Origin of the sequence: Sabulicella glaciei, assembly GCF_026183895.1 — a bacterium.
Lineage (GTDB): Bacteria > Pseudomonadota > Alphaproteobacteria > Acetobacterales > Acetobacteraceae > Roseococcus > Roseococcus glaciei.
This window is the reverse complement of sequence record NZ_JAPFQI010000002.1, coordinates 53,185-70,274: the sequence shown is the minus strand read 5'-3', so window position 1 is coordinate 70,274 and position 17,090 is coordinate 53,185. Positions and strand designations below refer to the sequence as shown.

The 17,090-nt window shown below is 72.6% G+C and carries 18 protein-coding genes; 11 read left to right on the top strand and 7 right to left on the bottom strand.

Translation table 11 applies throughout. The annotated features are described in order from the left end of the window. Positions 1-46: 46 nt before the first annotated feature. A complete protein-coding gene (locus OF850_RS05560; protein ID WP_301588932.1) occupies positions 47-499 on the bottom strand; it encodes a methyltransferase family protein in 453 nt (150 codons plus the stop codon). Beyond that, positions 492-1,292: a CAF17-like 4Fe-4S cluster assembly/insertion protein YgfZ gene (gene ygfZ / locus OF850_RS05555; protein WP_301588931.1), complete on the bottom strand. Its 801-nt coding sequence runs from the start codon at positions 1,290-1,292 to the stop codon at positions 492-494. Before ygfZ ends, OF850_RS05560 begins: the two co-directional genes overlap by 8 nt. Before the next feature lie 64 nt (positions 1,293-1,356). On the opposite strand from ygfZ, the gene OF850_RS05550 reads away from it, so the two are divergent. Genes OF850_RS05550 through asnB form a run of 5 tightly spaced genes read left to right on the top strand, consistent with a single transcriptional unit; the run spans position 1,357 to position 6,755 of the window. Continuing rightward, a complete protein-coding gene (locus OF850_RS05550) occupies positions 1,357-2,271 on the top strand; it encodes a glycosyltransferase family 9 protein (RefSeq protein ID WP_301588930.1) in 915 nt (304 codons plus the stop codon). After that, positions 2,268-3,032 (top strand): glycosyltransferase family 2 protein, encoded by a 765-nt coding sequence (locus OF850_RS05545; RefSeq protein WP_301588929.1) that lies wholly within the window; start codon positions 2,268-2,270, stop codon positions 3,030-3,032. The genes OF850_RS05550 and OF850_RS05545 overlap by 4 nt, the downstream gene beginning before the upstream one ends. Positions 3,033-3,037: 5 nt before the next feature. After that, complete coding sequence (locus OF850_RS05540; protein ID WP_301589188.1) at positions 3,038-3,988, top strand: glycosyltransferase; 951 nt, start codon at positions 3,038-3,040, stop codon at positions 3,986-3,988. A 14-nt stretch (positions 3,989-4,002) separates the two neighbouring features. Then, complete coding sequence (locus tag OF850_RS05535; RefSeq protein WP_301589187.1) at positions 4,003-5,004, top strand: glycosyltransferase; 1,002 nt, start codon at positions 4,003-4,005, stop codon at positions 5,002-5,004. After that, positions 5,004-6,755 carry an asparagine synthase (glutamine-hydrolyzing) gene (asnB, locus tag OF850_RS05530; protein WP_301588928.1) on the top strand — a complete coding sequence of 584 codons (1,752 nt, stop codon included), beginning with the start codon at positions 5,004-5,006 and terminating at the stop codon, positions 6,753-6,755. The genes OF850_RS05535 and asnB overlap by 1 nt, the downstream gene beginning before the upstream one ends. On the opposite strand, the gene OF850_RS05525 is transcribed toward asnB, so the two are convergent. Further along, positions 6,743-7,579, bottom strand: a complete 837-nt coding sequence (locus OF850_RS05525; protein ID WP_301588927.1) for a 3-keto-5-aminohexanoate cleavage protein — start codon at positions 7,577-7,579, stop codon at positions 6,743-6,745. The two genes, asnB and OF850_RS05525, sit on opposite strands and share 13 nt — an antisense overlap. Before the next feature lie 57 nt (positions 7,580-7,636). Between OF850_RS05525 and OF850_RS05520 the strand changes: the two genes are divergently transcribed. Next, complete coding sequence (locus OF850_RS05520) at positions 7,637-8,947, top strand: dihydroorotase (protein ID WP_301588926.1); 1,311 nt, start codon at positions 7,637-7,639, stop codon at positions 8,945-8,947. A gap of 73 nt (positions 8,948-9,020) precedes the next feature. On the opposite strand, the gene OF850_RS05515 is transcribed toward OF850_RS05520, so the two are convergent. Next, positions 9,021-9,764: an FkbM family methyltransferase gene (locus tag OF850_RS05515; protein WP_301588925.1), complete on the bottom strand. Its 744-nt coding sequence runs from the start codon at positions 9,762-9,764 to the stop codon at positions 9,021-9,023. Between the two features lie 341 nt (positions 9,765-10,105). Next, on the bottom strand, positions 10,106-10,375 hold the full coding sequence (locus OF850_RS05510) for a hypothetical protein (RefSeq protein WP_301588924.1): 270 nt from the start codon (positions 10,373-10,375) through the stop codon (positions 10,106-10,108). A 76-nt stretch (positions 10,376-10,451) separates the two neighbouring features. Here OF850_RS05510 and OF850_RS05505 point away from each other — a divergent pair, with 76 nt between their 5' ends. The 5 genes from OF850_RS05505 (at position 10,452) to OF850_RS05485 (ending at position 15,388) form a co-directional block, all read left to right on the top strand. After that, positions 10,452-11,108 (top strand): tetratricopeptide repeat protein, encoded by a 657-nt coding sequence (locus OF850_RS05505; protein ID WP_301588923.1) that lies wholly within the window; start codon positions 10,452-10,454, stop codon positions 11,106-11,108. Beyond that, positions 11,108-12,460 carry an outer membrane protein assembly factor BamB family protein gene (locus OF850_RS05500; RefSeq protein WP_301588922.1) on the top strand — a complete coding sequence of 451 codons (1,353 nt, stop codon included), beginning with the start codon at positions 11,108-11,110 and terminating at the stop codon, positions 12,458-12,460. The genes OF850_RS05505 and OF850_RS05500 overlap by 1 nt, the downstream gene beginning before the upstream one ends. A gap of 1 nt (position 12,461) precedes the next feature. Continuing rightward, a complete protein-coding gene (der, locus tag OF850_RS05495) occupies positions 12,462-13,820 on the top strand; it encodes a ribosome biogenesis GTPase Der (RefSeq protein WP_301588921.1) in 1,359 nt (452 codons plus the stop codon). 4 nt (positions 13,821-13,824) lie between these two features. Beyond that, the gene (locus OF850_RS05490; RefSeq protein WP_301588920.1) at positions 13,825-14,631 is read left to right on the top strand and encodes an isocitrate lyase/PEP mutase family protein; all 807 of its coding nucleotides are present in this window, start codon (positions 13,825-13,827) and stop codon (positions 14,629-14,631) included. 76 nt (positions 14,632-14,707) lie between these two features. Further along, entirely contained in the window at positions 14,708-15,388 is a 681-nt protein-coding gene (locus tag OF850_RS05485; protein WP_301588919.1) for a 3-oxoacid CoA-transferase subunit A, read from the top strand. A 108-nt stretch (positions 15,389-15,496) separates the two neighbouring features. On the opposite strand, the gene OF850_RS05480 is transcribed toward OF850_RS05485, so the two are convergent. Together OF850_RS05480 and odhB are read right to left on the bottom strand one after the other, a co-directional pair. After that, complete coding sequence (locus tag OF850_RS05480; RefSeq protein ID WP_301588918.1) at positions 15,497-15,724, bottom strand: hypothetical protein; 228 nt, start codon at positions 15,722-15,724, stop codon at positions 15,497-15,499. A gap of 3 nt (positions 15,725-15,727) precedes the next feature. Further along, the gene (odhB, locus tag OF850_RS05475) at positions 15,728-17,044 is read right to left on the bottom strand and encodes a 2-oxoglutarate dehydrogenase complex dihydrolipoyllysine-residue succinyltransferase (RefSeq protein WP_301588917.1); all 1,317 of its coding nucleotides are present in this window, start codon (positions 17,042-17,044) and stop codon (positions 15,728-15,730) included. Between the last annotated feature and the right edge of the window lie 46 nt (positions 17,045-17,090).

The window sequence follows — 17,090 nt, the reverse complement described above, 5'->3', positions numbered from 1 at the left end:
ACGCGTCTCCCGAAGCGGGCGCACCAAGACCCGACGCGCGGGGACTTCAGACCCAGCGCCGGACCTTGGCGGCATAAGGCGGGTAGGAGGCAGGGAAGCGCCCGCGCAGATAGGCCTCCTCCTTCCGCACCGCGGCGCGGTCCAGCCACAGGAAGGCGAGCAGCACGGCCAGCCAGCCCCAGGCCTGGCCCCACCACAGCGCCAACCCGGCCGCGATGCCGAGGAAACCCAGGTAGATCGGGTTGCGGCCAAAGCGGAACGGCCCGGTGCCCACGAATTGCGTGTCCGGGGTGAAGGGGCGCGGATCGGTCCCGGCGCGGCGCATGACCGCCAGCGCCCAGAGCCCCCAGGCGAGGGACAGGATCGCAAGGGTGATGCCCGCACCCGCCAGGGGGCGATGGACGGGCAGCGGCAGCGCCCATCCGGCCAGGTAAGCCAGGAGCAGCAGCCCACCCACCACCAGGGGCGGCGGAGGCCAGACCCCCGGACCCTCACGCATCGGCGGCCTCCGGCAGGCGCATCCATTGCGGGACCTCGGGATGCAGCACGGCGTCGCCGCAGCGCAGCGCCCCCTCCCCGCGCAGCGCTGCGAGGCGCAGCACCGCCATGCCACGGCCGCCCTGGCCGGAGCGCATCTCGCCCACCTCCACGCCCTCGCGCAGCACGGGCGTGCCGCGCGGCGGCAACGCACCCTCGACGCGGACGGGAACGAGGCGGCGCTTCACCAGGCCGCGATAGCGGGTGCGCGCCGTCAGCTCCTGGCCCATGTAGCAGCCCTTGGTCCAGGACACGCCGCGAAGCTCGTCGAACCCGGCTTCCAGCAGGATGGACTGCCCCTCCTCCAGGTCATGCGAGCCGCCAGGCAGGCCGAGGCGCAGCCGGTGCGCCTCGTAATCCGCCCCGTCCGCCTCGGGCGGCGCGTCCGAAAGCAGCCGCCACCCCGCCTCGGGGAGGCGCGGATCGGCGAAGGCGCCGGGCGGGGCCGGGACGTCCCAGCCCGCGGTGACGGCAAGCTCAGGCCGCGCCCGCACTCCCACCTTGGAGCGGAGGCGGAAACGCAGCAGCCGCGCCTGCACTGCCTCGGCCTGCCCGGCCTCCACGTCCAGCAGCAGCGAGCCTTCCACTGGCACCACGAAGAAATCCGCCTGCCACTTGCCCTGGGGCGTCAGCAGCGCCGCCCAGACCGGCGCCCCCGTCGCCACGTCGTTGCTGACGAGGCCCTGGAGGAAGGCAATCCGGTCCTCGCCGGAGAGTTCGAGGACGGCGCGGTCGGGGAGATGGGCGACAGGCATGGGAAGGATGTGGCGGGGCTGGCAGGGGGGTTCAACGGGGGGAGGCCGTGGTAAGGGATGCGCCGTGCGCATCCTCTTCGTGTCCTCCACCCGCATCGGCGACGCGGTCTTGTCCACCGGGCTGCTCGACCACCTCCTGCGCGCGTATCCCGAGGCGCGCTTCACCGTGGCCTGCGGCGTGGTGGCGGAAGGTGTGTTCGCGCGGATGCCGCGACTGGAGCGGCTGATCCCCGTGGAAAAGAAGCGCTGGTCCCTCCACTGGCTCGGGCTGTGGCGACAGGTGGCCGCGACGCATTGGGACCTCGTGGTGGATCTGCGCGGCTCCGCCCTCGCCTGGACTCTGCTGGCGCGGCGGCGCGCGGTGATGCGCGGCGGGCGGCGGGAGGGGCATCGCCTGCTGCACCTCGCCGCTACGCTGGGCGTGCAGCCCGCACCGCGCCCGGTGGCGTGGTGGGACGGGGCGGATGCCGCGCGCGCCGAAGCGCTGCTGCCTGGCGCGAACTGGCTGCTGCTCGGCCCCACCGCCAATTGGAGCACCAAGACCTGGCCCGCCGAGCGCTTCGTCGCCGTGGCGGAGGCGCTGACCGCGCCGGACGGGGCGCTGGCCGGGGCGCGCATCGCCATACTGGGCGGGCCGGGCGCGGGGGAGCGCGCGGCGGCCGCGCCGGTGCTCGCGGCCCTGCCGGGCGCGGTGGACCTTGTCGGGCAGTTGACCCTGCCCGAGGCGGCCGCCGTCCTGTCCCGCGCCGCGCTGTTCATCGGCAACGACAGCGGGCTGATGCACCTCGCCGCCGCCGCGGGCGCGCCGACGCTGGGCCTGTTCGGCCCGACCCCGGCGAGCGAATACGCGCCGGTGGGCGCGCGGGCGCGGGCCGTGCTCGCCAAGGGGCCGCCCGGCGCGGCGCCCATGCAGCGGCTTTCCGTCGCGCAGGTGCTGCACGCGGCAGGCGCGCTGCTGGCGCCGGAAGCCGTCCCATGAAGCTTTCCGCCCTGGTCGTCGCGCGCAACGAGGAGGCGCGGCTGCCCGACTGCCTCGGGTCGCTCGGCTTCGCCGACGAGGTCGTGGTGGTTCTGGACCGCTCGACCGACGGCAGCGCCGCCATGGCCCGCGCCGCCGGGGCGCGCGTGCTGGAAGGCGCGTGGGAGCTGGAAGGCGACCGGCGCAATGCCGGCATCGCCGCCTGCGAGGGCGAGTGGATCCTGGAGGTGGACGCCGACGAGCGCGTGCCGTCCGAACTGGGCACGCAGATCCGACGCGTCATCGCCGGGAGCCCGCATGGCTTCCACCGGGTGCGGATCGACAACTACGTGGGCGGGCGGCTGATCCGGCATGGCTGGGGCGGCTCCTTCGGCACCACGCTGAAGCCCATCCTGTTCCGGCGCGGCGCGAAGCACTGGCGGGCGCAGCGCGTCCATCCCGGCCTCGACTGGACCGGAACGGAGGGCGAGCGCATCGAGATGCACGGCATCCGGCACGAGCTGGACCGCGACATCTCCGACATGCTCAAGCGCCTCGACCGCTATTCCAGCGCCAAGGCGGCGGATCTGCTGGCATCGGGCGAGATCGGCACACTGCCGGACAATGTGCGGCGCTTCGTCAGCCGCACGATCAAGTGCTACGTGGGCCGCAAGGGCTACCGGGAAGGCGGCTGGGGCCTGCTGATCGCGCTCTGCGCCGGGCTGTTTCCGCTGCTGTCCCACCTCAAGGCCCGGCTGGAGCCGGAAAGGCACCGCCCTTGAGGATCGTGCTGGCCAACGAGGGGCCGCGCATCACCGCCGACGCGATCACCGAACGCCCACTGGGCGGGGTGGAGACCGCCTTCGCCCTGCTGGCCGAGGCATTCGAGCGGCGCGGCCACGAGCTGACGCTGCATTTCGAGGGCGAGGCGACGTCCATGCCCGCCCGTGCCGACCTCGTGGTGGCGGCGCGGGTGCCACGGCTGTTCCGGGTCCTGCCGCGCGGGCGGCGCGTGCTGTGGCTGCACAATCCGGCAGGCTACCTCCGGAAGCCGCGCCACCTTTGGCCCCTGCTGCTGGCGCGGCCCGTTCTGGCAACGCTGGGCCCGCACCACGCCGCCACCGTCCCGCCTTGGCTGCCGGGCCGGCGCGTTTCCATCCCCTTGGCGCTGGCGCCGCCCTTCGACGCGCCCGCGCCGGAGCGCGCCCCGCCGCCGCCCGTGGCGGTCTTCACCTCCTCCCCGCTGCGCGGCCTCGCCGAGTTGGCGACGCTGTGGCCGCGCATCGGCATCGGCGAGTTCCGCGCCTATTCGGGCGCCGCGACCTATGGCGGCGATTCCCGCCTCGCCGCCCGTTCCGCCCCGGCGCTGGAAGCGGCGCGCGAGGCCGGGTTGCGCGTGCTGCCCCCCCTGCCCCGCCCCGCGCTGCGCGAAGCCCTGCTCGCGGCGCGGGTCATGCTCTACCCCGGCGATGCGGGCGAAACCTTCTGCCTCGCCCTCGCCGAGGCGCAGGCCATGGGCCTGCCCTGCGTCGTGATGGATCGCGGCGCGGTGGCGGAGCGGGTGGTGGACGGCGTTTCGGGTGTGGTGGCGCGCGACGCGGAGGGCTTCGTCGCGGCGGCGCGTCGCTTGCTGTCCGACGACACGGCCTGGCTTGCCATTCATCGCGCAGCGCTGCGGCGCGGCCCCGGCCCCTCCTGGGACGAGGTCGCCTCGCGCTTCGAGGCGCTGGCCGCGTGAGGCTCGCCAACCTCATGGCCGGGGCGAGGATGGGCGGCGCGGAGCGTTTCTTCGAGCGGCTGAGCCTCGCCCTGCCGCGCGCGGGGGTGGAGGTGCTGCCGGTGATCCGCCGCGACGCGGAACGGGCCGCGCGCCTCGCCGCGCTGGACCCGGTGCAGCTGGGCTTCGGCGGGCCGCTGGACCTGCTGACCAAGCCGCGCATCCGCCGCGTCCTGCGGGAATGGCGGCCGGACGTGGTGATGGCCTGGATGAACCGCGCCGCCCGTCACGCGCCGGCGGGGGACTGGGTGCTGGTGGGACGGCTGGGCGGGTATTACGACCTTCGCCACTACCGAAGCTGCGACCACCTCGTCGCCAACACGCGCGACCTCGTGCGCTGGATCACGGCGCAAGGCTGGCCTACGGGGCGCGTCCACCACCTGCCCAACTTCGCCACCGACTACGCAGGCGCCACCCCTGCCGCGCTGCCCGGAACTCCGCCGCGCCTGCTCGGCCTCGGGCGCCTCCATCGCAACAAGGGCTTCGACGTGCTGATCCGCGCGGTGGCCCTGCTGCCGGAGGCGACGCTGGTGATCGCAGGGGAAGGGCCGGAGCGCGCATCGCTGGAGGCGCTGTCGCGCGAATGCGGCGTGGAGGGCCGCGTCCACCTGCCCGGCTGGCGCGACGACGTGGGCGCGCTGCTCGCCGCCTCGGATGTCTTCGTCTCCTCCTCCCGCCACGAGCCCCTGGGCAACATGGTGCTGGAGGCTTGGGGCGCCGGGTGCCCGGTCGTGGCCGCCGCCGCCCAGGGCCCGAGCGAGCTGATCCGCGACGGGGAGACGGGGCTCCTTGCCCCCCCCGAAAACCCCGAGGCCCTGGCGCGCGGCATCGCCGAGGTGCTGGCCTCGCCCGCCCGCGCCGCCGCCCTGGCCCAAGCCGGCCGCGCCGCCTTCGAGAAGGAGCACGCGGAGGCTCCCGTGCTTTCCCTGTGGCACGATCTCCTGCACAAGGTCGCCCCCATGGCGGGTCGTTCCTGATGTGCGGGCTGGCGGGGCTGGCGCTGCGGGCCGGGGAGAACCCGGACCCCCGCGTGCTCGACGCGCTGTCGCGTGCCCTGGCGCATCGCGGCCCCGACGGGCAGGGCTGCCACGTCGCCGGCAACACCGCCCTGGCCCATGCGCGGCTTTCCATCATCGACCTCGAAACCGGGCAGCAGCCCTTGCTGGCCGGCGGGGCGGCGCTGGTCGCCAATGGCGAGATCTACAACTACCGCGAGTTGCGCGACGCGAACGGGCTGTCCTGCCTCACCGCCTCGGACTGCGAGCCGCCGCTGCACCTGTATCGCCGCGACGGGCTGGGCTTCGTGGAGGGGCTGCGCGGCATGTACGCCATCGCCCTCCATGACCGCGCGCATCGCCGGGTGGTGCTGGCGCGTGACCCCTTCGGCATCAAGCCGCTCTACGTGGCCGAGGTGCCGGGCGGCCTCGCCTTCGCCTCGGAGATGCAGGCGCTGGTCGCGGCCGGCCTCGTCGCGCCGCGCGTGCGGAAGGAAGCGCGCGACGAGTTGCTGCAGCTGCAGTTCACCACCGGCGCGGAAACGATCCTGTCGGGCATCACCCGCCTCCTGCCGGGCGAAAGCCTCACGATCGCCGATGGCCGCGTGACCGAGCGCCGCCGCCGCCTCGCCCTGCCCGAAGGCGGACCCGAGACCATCGGCGAGGAGGAGGCGATCGCCCGCTTCGACGCCGCCTTCGGGGAAAGCGTCTCGCTGCATCAGCGCTCCGACGTGCCCTATGGGCTGTTCCTGTCAGGCGGGACGGACAGCGCCGCCGTCCTGGCGATGATGGCGCGGCTGAACGAGAACCCCGTCACCGCCTTCACCGCCGGCTTCGACGTGAAGGGCGCGGCCGACGAGCGCGAGGCCGCGCGCCGCGCCGCCCAGGCCGTCGGCGCCCGCCACGTGGAGGTCGAGGTGACGGAGGCGATGGTGCTGCGCCACCTGCCGGAGATCGTCGCCTGCATGGACGACCCGGCGGCGGATTACGCCATCATCCCCTCCTGGTTCCTCGCCCGCCGCGCGCGGGAGGAGGTGAAGGTCGTGCTTTCCGGCGAGGGCGGGGACGAGATGCTGGGCGGCTATGGCCGCTACCGCGCCGCCATGCGCCCCTGGTGGCGCTGGGGCCGTGCCATGCGCGCGCGCGGGGCCTTCGACCGGCTGGACGTGCTGCGCGAGGATCCGCGATCCTGGCGCGACGGCATCGCGGCGGCGGAGGCCAAGGCGGCGGAGGGCGGGCGCACCCGGCTGCAGGCGGCGCAGGCGCTGGACGTGGCGGACTGGCTGCCCAATGACCTGCTGCTGAAGCTGGATCGCTGCCTGATGGCGCATGGCGTCGAGGGACGGACCCCCTTCCTCGACCCCGGCATGGCCGAAGCCTGCTTCCGCCTGCCCGATGCGCTGAAGGTGCGGCGCGGCCAGGGCAAGTGGCTGCTGCGTGAATGGCTGCGCCGCCACTTCCCGGCCAGCGAGCCCTTCCGCCCCAAGCAGGGTTTCACCGTGCCGGTCGGCGCCTGGATCGCCGCCCATGCCGAGCGCCTGGGGCCAATGGTGGCGCGGCAGGACAGCATCGCCGAGATCTGCCGTCCCGGCCGGGTGGAGGCGCTGTTCCGCGCCGCCGCCGGCAAGCGCGAGGGCGCGGCCTCCTGGCACCTCCTGTTCTACGCCCTGTGGCACCGGCGCCATGTCGAGGGCGTCCCGGCGGAAGGCAGCGTCTTCGACTATCTGGGCTGAAGCGCCGCGCGGATCTCCTTCGGCGTCGCCAGGCGGCGGGCGTGGCGCGCGGCGGCCCGGGTCAGCGCGGCGTTGTTCGCCTCCGTCCCCAGCGGCGCATCCTCCAGCCCCGCGCGCAACCCGCCGCCACGCGACGCCGCGTGCTCCAGCAGCGGCGACAGGTCCACGTCGAGACCCGCCACCATCCAGGGCGCGCCGGGATCGCATTCCGCCAGGAGCGCCAGATGCGCGTCGAGGAAGCGCGGGCGCGGCGGGAAGCCCCACAGGAAGCGGTCGCTGAACATGAAGCGGTAGATCGGCGTCGGCATCCCGGCCTGCCGCGCCAGCGCCGCCCCCGCGCGGGTGAAGCCCGGCTCGTAGATCGCGTAGCCCGGATGCAGGCGCCGCTCCGCGCAGAAGCCCGCCATCGGCCCCAGCTCCCGCGGCGGATTGCGGTACACCGCGCCCCGCCCCGGGCTGCCCGCCACGGAGAGGTTCACGCTGCCCGGGTCGAGCACCGTCCATTCCAGCAGGCCGCGCGCGGCAAGCTCGCGGATATGTGCGAATCGGTCCGGCGCGTGCGTCGCCTCGCCGGGAACCGTCGGATACAGGATGGCGTCGGTGCGCGCGCTGAGCCCCTCGATGATGCGGGCATAGATCTGCCAGTCATCGCGCTGCTCGCCGGTCGTTTCGTCATAGGCATGGAAATGCAGGATCGCCGCGCCCTCGGCGGCGGCGGCGGCTCCTTCCTCGACGATCTCCGCGACCGTGACGGGAATCCGGGGCTGGCGCTCGCGCGTCCAGGCGCCGTTCAGCGCGCATTCGAGCCAGATGGGCTGGGCCAATGGATTTTTCCTCCTGTCCGGCGCAGTTTACGCCCGACTTGCCGGGAGAATGCCACCTTGTTCGACCTGATCCTTCGCGGCGGAAAGGCCGTGCTGCCCTGGGGCATCGAGGCGCTGGACTTCGGCGTGCGCGACGGGCGCATCGCCGCCATGGGCGACCTTCGCACCGCCGAGGCGCGCGAGGTGGTGGATTGCAAGGGGCTGCACGTGCTGCCCGGGCTGGTGGACGCGCATGTCCATCTGCGCGAGCCGGGCGACGCCTCGGTCGAGACGATCGGCACCGGCACCCGCGCGGCGGTGTTGGGCGGGCTGACTGCGGTGTTCGACATGCCGAACACCAGCCCCGCCATCACCGACTCCGCGCAGCTCGCCTGGAAGCGCGGCCGCGTCGAGGAAACGGCGTGGTGCGACATGGGGCTCTATGTCGGCGCGACGCGGCGCAACATCCCCGAGCTCGCCGCGCTGGAGGTGGAGGAGAATGTCTGCGCCATCAAGGTCTTCGCCGGCTCCTCCACGGGCGACCTGATGATCGAGGACGATGCAGGGCTGGAGGCGGTGATGCGCTCCGGCCGCCGCCGCATCGCCTATCATTCGGAGGACGAGTACCGGCTGCGCGAGCGCAAGCCGAACTACCAGACCGGCATGCCGCACCGCATGCACGCGGAATGGCGCGACGTGGAGTGCGCCTTCCTCGGCACGCGGCGGCTGATGGCCCTGGCGCGCAAGACCGGCCGCCCGGCCCACATCCTGCACGTCAGCACGGCGGAGGAGCTGGAGTACCTCGCCGATTTTCGCGACATCTGCACCGTCGAGGTGCTGATGAACCACCTGACCCAGACGGACGAGGCCTATGACCGGCTGGGCGGCTATGCGGTCATGAACCCGCCCATCCGCGACAAGCGCCACCTGGAGGCCGCCTGGGCGGCGGTGCGCGACGGGCGCGTGGACGTGGTGGGCAGCGACCACGCGCCGCATTCCCGCGCGGCGAAGGAGCGTCCCTGGCCGGATTGCGCGGCGGGGCTGACCGGGGTGCAGACCATCGTGCCCGTCATGCTGGACCACGTGAGCAACGGGCGCCTGTCGCTGATGCGCCTCGCGGACCTGATGTGCGCCGGGCCGGCGCGGGTCTATGGCGTGGTGAACAAGGGACGCCTGTCCGTGGGCTACGACGCCGACTTCACCCTGGTGGACATGGCAAAGAGCCGGGTGATCGAGGAAAGCTGGATCGCTTCGCCCTGCGGCTGGACGCCCTTTGACGGGCATCGCTGCCAGGGCTGGCCGGTTGGCACGATCGTGCGCGGCCATGTGGTGATGCGCGAGGACGAGGTGCTGGGCACGCCGGTCGGCCGCCCCGTCGCCTTTCGCTGAAGCCCTTGCGGCCGGGGAGGGGCGGTGCCTCCTTCCCGCCGTCGGGTGGCAACACGGCCGGCGCCTGAAGGCCTCAGACCGGCCGCGCGATCAGGTTGTGGTTCACGAAGATCTCGCAGCGCTTCACGCCATAGGGATCGAGCGGCATCTCGCTGCCATTCAGGCAAAGCCGGGCGATGCGGTAGCCAGGCAACGCATCGAAGAAGTCGCGCATCGTCACCCCGGTGGCGATGTTGGCGCCGATGAACTCGAACTGGATCACGCGGAAGCGTTGGCGGGCGATGCTTTCGCGCGCCCCGCGCAGCACGTGCAGATCGTGGCCTTCCGTGTCGACCTTCAGGAAAGCCACCGTTCCGATCCCGTTCGCGTCCAGGAAATGGTCCAGCGTCGTGGCGGCGACGGCGTGCTCCACCACCTCCTCCTCGTAGAGAGCGACGGAATCGCGCGACAGGCTCGCCTGGGTCGAGCCATCGGCAGTGGCGAAGTCGAACAGCCGCGCCCTTCCCCGCGTGTCGCCGAGCGCCGCCGCTTGGATCTCGACCCCGGTTCCGGCGAGGCGCTCTTCCAACACGGCGCGGGTCGCAGGGTGCGGCTCGAAAGCCAGGATGCGTGCCAGGGGGGCCAAGCGTCGCAGCGCGACGGCATAGGCACCGGTGTTCGCGCCCACGTCGAGCACCGTGCCATCGCCGATCTCCGGTGCGATCCGCGCGAGAAACGCCTCTTCCGCCGCGGACAGACCGTGGCGGCCCCGGAAGTTGATGGCGATGCCGTTGCAACGCAGCGCGAAATCATAGGCGGCGCGACCGAACCAGGCCATGGACGGCCGATTCAGCAGCCAGAAGAGCGGGTAGGTGGTCCGCGCCAGCAGCTCGTGGCCCGGGCGAACCTGCCATCTTGGCACAGTCGTCCTCGATAGATGATTCATTTGCTGCCCGACCCCCAAAAGAATTCCCAGAATCAATCGGGTTCAACACCAAAAGGTGGGAACGGTTCATCTTCCATCAGTTCGATAACATTTTTGCCACGACTGGCGCGTTCCCTGTCGCAACGAGATAATTTACAAAATCGGAAGGTCGGTACTTCGGGCCTGCTTCTATCTTGGTGAGAAAGGAGGCGCGTCCGCCACGCCGCGCGGCTGCGGGATCGCGGGTGGCCGTGTCAGCCAGCAATCCACCGACCCCAGCGACCGGGTGCAGTAGGGGGGGGGCGACCCGGCACTTCCTCGCGCGGCGCGCAATAGGCGAGGCGACGGTCCAGGCGCGCCACCGAGCAGTCCCGGCCGGTCACTCCGCTCACCACCAGATCGGGCACGGTGCCGCCCGTGACGGCCAGCGCGGCGACGTTCACCCCCACCGTGGCGACGGCGGCGGGACCGTCGCATCCGGCGAGGAGAAGCAGGGCGAGAAAGGACAGCGTGGAAGGGCGCACCCCCGCAGCCAAACACCCCGCGCCTTAACGGGGCGCGAACATGCTGCTAGACCCTCGCCTTCTTGCAGCGGGACGGATGGCATTGCCGGATCTGGTTGACGAGGTTGACGAGGAACTGCGGGCGGAACGCGCCCAGCGCCTCGCGCAGCGCTTCGGCGGCGCCCTGACCGGGCTGGCGCTGATCGTGCTCGCGGGCGTGGGCGGCTGGGAAGGCTGGAAGTGGTGGGAATCCCGCCAGGCCGGCATCGCGGCCGGGCAGTTCCTTCAGGCCGCCGAAGCCGCCTCGGCCGAGAATGCGGACCTCGCCGCCGTCGCCGGGCGCTTCGGCGCCGTCGCGGCAGAGGCACCAGCCGGATACCGCACCCTGGCCCGCCTGCGCGAGGCCGCGTTGCTGGCCGAATCCGGCAATCGCGAGGGTGCCCTGGCCGCCTGGGACGCGCTGTCGCGCGACACGGGGGCGGAGGGGATCTACCGCGACCTCGCCACGCTGATGTGGGCGCTGCATTCCGTGGACTCGGCCGAGCCCGGCTCGGTGGAGGCGCGCCTTCTTCCCCTCGCGGCGGATGGCGCGCCCTGGCGCGCCTCGGCGCGGGAGGTGCTGGCGCTGCTCGCCATCCGGCGTGGCAACACGGAGCAGGCCCGGCGCTCACTCGAGGCCATCCTGTCGGACCAGGCATCGCCGCAAGGCGTGCGCGACCGCGCCGGACGGCTGCTCGGAGGATTGGGAAGCTGATGACACACGCAACGGGCCGCCGCGCCGCGCTCCTCGCCGGGGCCGGGCTTTTCCTCAGCGGCTGCGAAACCACGCAGGACCTGTTCGACCGCGTGGTGGGCAGCAGCAAGACCCCCCTGCCCGGCGAGCGCATCCCTATCCTGTCGGCCGAGCGCGGCGTCGAGGTGGACCGCGAGGCGGCGGAGCGCCCCCTCGTGCTGCCCGCCGCGCAGATTAACCGCGACTGGGCGGTGGCGGGCGGCACGCTCGGCCACAATCCGGGCCACCTGTCCCTGCCCAGCCCGCTGGGCCAGATCTGGACCAGCTCGATCGGAACCGGCACCGCCTATCGCCGCCGCCTGACCTGCCCGCCGCTGGTGGCGGGCGACACGGTCTTCGCGGCCGACGCCTATGGCTACGTCACGGCGCTGGACACGGCCCGGGGTGCCCGGCGCTGGCAGGCCGACACCCGCCCCCGGCGCGACCGCGACGGGGCGCTGGGCGGCGCCATCGCCTTCGCCGACGGCACGATCTTTGCTGCCACCGGCCTGTCCGAGATCATCGCAATCGATGCCGGGACGGGCACGATCCGCTGGCGCCAGCCTTTGCCGGCCCCGGCGCGCGGCGGCATCACCGTGGCGGGCGGGCGCATCCTGGTCCCGACGGTGGAGGGGCAGCTGATCGGGCTCGCGGCGGAGGATGGGCGGCAGGTCTGGACCTTCCGCTCCACCACGGTGCAGGCCCTGCCGCTCGGCCTGCCGGCGCCGGCCGTGGAGGGCGAGGTGGCGGTGGCGGGCTTCGCCTCCGGCGAGCTGGTGGCGCTGCGCGTCGCCGACGGGCGCGTGCAGTGGAGCGAAAGCCTCGGCACCTCGCGCGGCATGTCCCTGGCCGAGATCAGCGCCATCACCGCCATGCCGGTGATCGACCAGGGACGCGTCTACGCCGTCGGCATGGGCAACAGCACGGTCGCCATCGACATGCGCTCCGGCCGCCGCGTGTGGGAGCGCGAGATGGGCGGCAGCGCCACCCCGGCCGTGGCCGGGGACTGGGTCTTCGTCCTGTCCAGCCGGTCGGAGCTCGCCGCGATCGGCCGCACCGACGGGCGCATCCGCTGGATCAGCCCCCTGCCGGGCTTCGAGGACGAGGCGCGGCGCCGCCGTCCCATCACCTGGGCGGCCCCGGTGCTGGGCGGCGGGCGCATCCTGGTCGCCGGCAGTCACGGCCAGATGGCCGAGGTGGAGCCGGGCTCGGGCCAGATCGTCCAGCGCACGCGCATCGCGGGCGGGACGACGCTGCAGCCGGCCATCGCGGGCAACAGCCTCTACCTGCTGACGGATCGCGGCGACATCGCCGCGATGCGCGGGGTGGGGTGAGGTGAGCGCCCTTCCGGTCGTCGCGATCCTCGGACGGCCGAATGTCGGCAAGTCCTCCCTGTTCAACCGCCTCGCCGGGCGGCGCCTCGCCATCGTGGACGACACGCCGGGCGTGACGCGCGACCGCAAGGAGGTGGAGGCGGAGATCGCTGGCCGCCCCATCCTGCTGGTGGACACGGCGGGGCTGGAGGAGGCGGCGCCGGAATCGCTGTTCGGCCGCATGCGCGCCAGCAGCGAGGCAGCGCTGGAGCGCGCCGACGTCGCCGTCTTCGTGGTGGATGCCCGCGCCGGGCTGACGCCCTCCGACCGCGCCTTCGCCAATTGGCTGCGCCGGGCGCGGCGCCCCGTCATCCTCGTCGCCAACAAGGCGGAAGGACGCGGCGGCGCGGCAGCGGCGATGGAGGCCTTCGAACTCGGCCTGGGCGAGCCCATCGCCGTCTCGGCCGAACATGGCGACGGCATCATGGGGCTGATGCTGGCCATCGCCGAGCACCTGCCCGAACTTCCGCCCGAGGAGGAAGAGGGTGAGGGCGAGGACGGCGCGGAGAAGCCGCTGCGCCTCGCCATCCTCGGCCGCCCGAATGCAGGCAAGTCCACCCTGCTGAACCAGCTCCTCGGCGAGGAGCGGATGATCACCGGGCCGGAGCCCGGCCTGACGCGCGACGCCGTGGCGGCGATGTGGAGCGACGCGGTGGGACCCGTGCGCCTCGTGGACACTGCGGGGCTGCGCAAGCGCGCGCGCATCACCAAGAAGCTGGAGGAGCTGTCCGTCGCCTCCTCCATCTCGGCGCTGCGCGAGGCGGAAGTGGTGATCCTGGTGCTCGACGCCCTGCTGGGGCTGGAGGAGCAGGATATCCGCATCGCCCGCCTCGCCGAGCGCGAGGGGCGCGCCGTGGTCCTCGCGTTGAACAAGTGGGACGCGGTGGAGGACCGGGCGGCCGCCAAGGCCGCGCTGGACGACGTGCTGGAGGCTTCGCTGGCGCAGCTTCGCGGCATCGAGGTGGTGCCGCTTTCCGCCGCCACCGGGCGCGGCGTGGACAAGCTGATGCCGGCCGTGCGCCGCACGCATGAGCGCTGGAACCGCCGCATCGGCACCGGCGCGTTGAATCGCTGGTTCGGCACGATGCTGGAGCGGCACCAGCCGCCGCTGGTGGACGGGCGCCGCCTCAAGCTGCGCTACGCCACCATGCCCAAGGCGCGCCCGCCGACGCTGGTGATCTTCGGGACGCGCGCCGAACTCCTGCCGCAGGATTACCGCCGCTACCTGCTGAACGGGTTCCGCGAGGAGTTTGACATGCCGGGCGTGCCGATCCGCCTGCAGCTTCGCGGCACGGAGAATCCCTACGCCGAAGAGGAGTGAGCCGATGTCCGAAGGATTCGAGCGCTTCCGCGCCCTGCACCAAAGCGGCTGCTTCGTCATGCCGAATCCCTGGGATGGCGGCTCCGCCGTTCTGATGGCGCGGGAGGGCTTCCCCGCCCTCGCCTCCACCTCGGCCGGCATCGCCTGGGCGATGGGCCGGCTGGACGGGCTCGCGGCCGTGTCGCGGGAGGAGGCAATCGCGAATGCCGCGATGATCACCCGACTGACGGGGCTGCCGGTGAATGGCGACCTGGAGGACGGGTTCGGCCCCGCGCCGGAGGACTGCGCCGCGACGGTGGAAGCCGCGATCGAATCCGGCCTCGCCGGACTGGGCATCGAGGACACGACCGCCGACCCGGAGGCGCCCATTCACCCCTTCGACGCGGCGGTGCGGCGGCTGGAGGCGGCTGCCAAGGCGGCGAAAGGGCGCATCCTGCTGACTGGGCGCACCGACAACTTCCTGCACGGACGCAACGACCTCGACGACACGATCCGCCGCCTCCAGGCCTTCGCCGAGGCAGGGGCGGACGTGCTCTACGCGCCCGGCCTGCCGGACATGGACAGCATCCGCGCCGTGGTGATGGCAGTCTCGCCCAAGCCGGTGAACGTGGTGATGGGGCCGCGCTCCGGCCTCGTGCCGCTTTCGGTGCTGGCCGAGGCGGGGGTGCGGCGCGTTTCGATCGGCGGCGGCAATTACCGCCACGCGATGGGCGCAGTGGTCGCCGCCTCGCGTGCGCTGATGCAGGGCGACCTCGCGGTGCTGAACGGCGTGCCGACGGGCGCGGAGATCTCGGCGCTGCTGCGGCGCTGAGCCCCGGCGGCCCTTGCCGCACCGGCATGCGTGGCGCAACTTGCGCGCCTCGCCGGGAGGAAAGGGGAATCGCCGCGTGATCAACAAGATCGTCCAGTCCGTCGCCGACGCGTTGGCCGGGGTCAAGGATGGCTCCACCGTCCTGATCGGCGGCTTCGGCTCCGTGGGCCAGCCTGATGCGCTGATCGAGGGGCTGATCGAGCAGGGCGCGACCGACCTTGTCTGCGTCGCCAACAACGCGGGCGCCGGGCGCGTCGGCCTGGCGCGGCTGATGGAGTTGGGGCGCGTCCGAAAGATCATCTGCTCCTTCCCGCGCTCCCAGGGCTCCGTCGTGTTCGAGGAGCTGTACCGCGAAGGCAAGATCGAGCTGGAGATCGTGCCCCAGGGCACGATGGCCGAGCGGATGCGTGCCGCGGGCGCCGGCATCCCGGCCTTCTTCACCGCCACCTCCGTCGGCACGCTGCTGGCCAAGGGCAAGGAGGAGCGGGAGTTCGACGGGCGCCGCTACGTGATGGAGCACGCGCTGAAGGGCGACGTGGCGCTGGTGGAGGCGTGGGAAGGCGACCGCTGGGGCAATCTGACCTACCGGCAGTCGGGACGGAACTTCAACCCGGTCATGGCGATGGCGGCCGAGCTGACGGTCGTGCAGGTGCAGCATATCCGCGAGCTGGGCGAGCTGGACCCGGAGAAGGTCGCGACGCCGGGCATCTTCGTGAACCGCGTGGTCCGGGTGGACCGGGGCGCGCCCTGGGTGTGACGAAAAAGGCGGGGGAGTTTCCTCCCCCGCCTGGGTCCAGCCTGTTTCTTGGACGCATTCTCCGAGTCGCGCCGAGCGGTTCCGCTCGGCTTGGAGATGCGCCGGGCGTCAGAACTCGCGCCGCGGCGGGCGCCGGTCGCGCGGGGGCGGCGGCGGGGCCGCCAGCTCCGCCTCCAGCTCCTTGATCTTGTTCTTCACGCTGTCGCGCAGGGCAGGCGTGGCATGGGGCTTCATGCCCGCCAGCACCTCCTTGAGGTCGCGCAGCTGCTTCTCCTTCTCCACGCGCGAGCGGGAGATGGGGCGGTTGTCGGAAAGCTGGCCTTCGCGGGAACGCATGGCTCAAACCGCCAGCAGGAGGCGGCGCGGGTCCTCGATCGCTTCCTTCACGCGAACGAGGAAGGAGACGGCCTCCTTCCCGTCCACGATCCGGTGATCATAGGACAGGGCCAGGTACATCATCGGGCGGATCTCCACCTTGCCGCCGACGGCCATCGGGCGCTCCTGGATCTTGTGCATGCCTAGGATACCCGATTGCGGCGGGTTGAGGATCGGCGTGGACATCAGCGAGCCGTAGATGCCGCCATTGGTGATGGTGAAGGAGCCGCCAGCCATCTCCTCGAGCTTCAGCTGCCCGTCGCGCACGCGCTTGCCGAAATCGGCGATGCGCTTCTCGATCTCGGCGAAGCCGGCTTCCTCCACGTTGCGCAGCACCGGTACGACGAGGCCGTTGGGCCCGCCCACCGCGATGCCCATGTGGACGAAGTTCTTGTAGATGATCTCGTCGCCCTCGATCTCCGCGTTCACGGCGGGGAATTCCTGGAGGGCGGCGACGCAGGCCTTCACGAAGAAGCTCATGAAGCCGAGCTTCGTGCCGTGGCGCTTCTCGAAATGGTCCTTGTACTCGGCGCGCAGGGCCATCACCGCGCCCATGTCCACCTCGTTGAAGGTGGTGAGCATGGCGGCGGTGTTCTGCGCCTCCTTCAGGCGGCGGGCGATGGTGACGCGCAGCCGCGTCATCTTCACCCGCTCCTCGCCGCCTTCCAGCGAGCGGGCGGGGGCCTTGGCGGCGGGAGTGCTGGCGGGTGCGGCAGCCGGGCGCTGGAGGAAGTCGAGCACGTCACCCTTGGCGATGCGGCCGCCCTTGGCGCTGCCCGCCCCGATCTGCTCGGCCGAGACGCTGTTCTCCGCCATCATCTTGGCGGCGGCGGGCAGCGGCGCGCTGTGCGAAACGGAGGCGGAAACGGAGCCGCCCCCCGTGCCGGCGGGCTTGGCCGCGGAATTGCCCGGCGCCGGGGCCGAGGTGGGGGCCGAGGCCGGCGGCGGCGGGTTGCCGGGCGCGTTGGGCGGCGGGGCCGGGTTGGGGTCGGAGGTCTTGGGCGGCGCAGCCGCCGAAGCTGGCGCCGGGGCGGCCGCCCCGGAACCGGCGGCGACAGTCCCCAGCACGGCGCCCGGCTCCACCTCGGCGCCTTCCTGCACCGCGATGGCCTCCAGCACGCCGGCGGAGGGCGCATTCACCTCCACCGTCACCTTGTCCGTTTCGAGTTCCACCAGCGGCTCGTCGGCCTTCACCGCCTCCCCGGCCTTCTTCAGCCAGCGCGCCACGGTCGCGCTGCTTACGCTTTCGCCCAGGGTGGGCACGAGGATTTCGGTCGCCATCGTCCTGTCTGCCTTTTTCGCGCCCGGCGGCGCGCCGCTTGGGGCG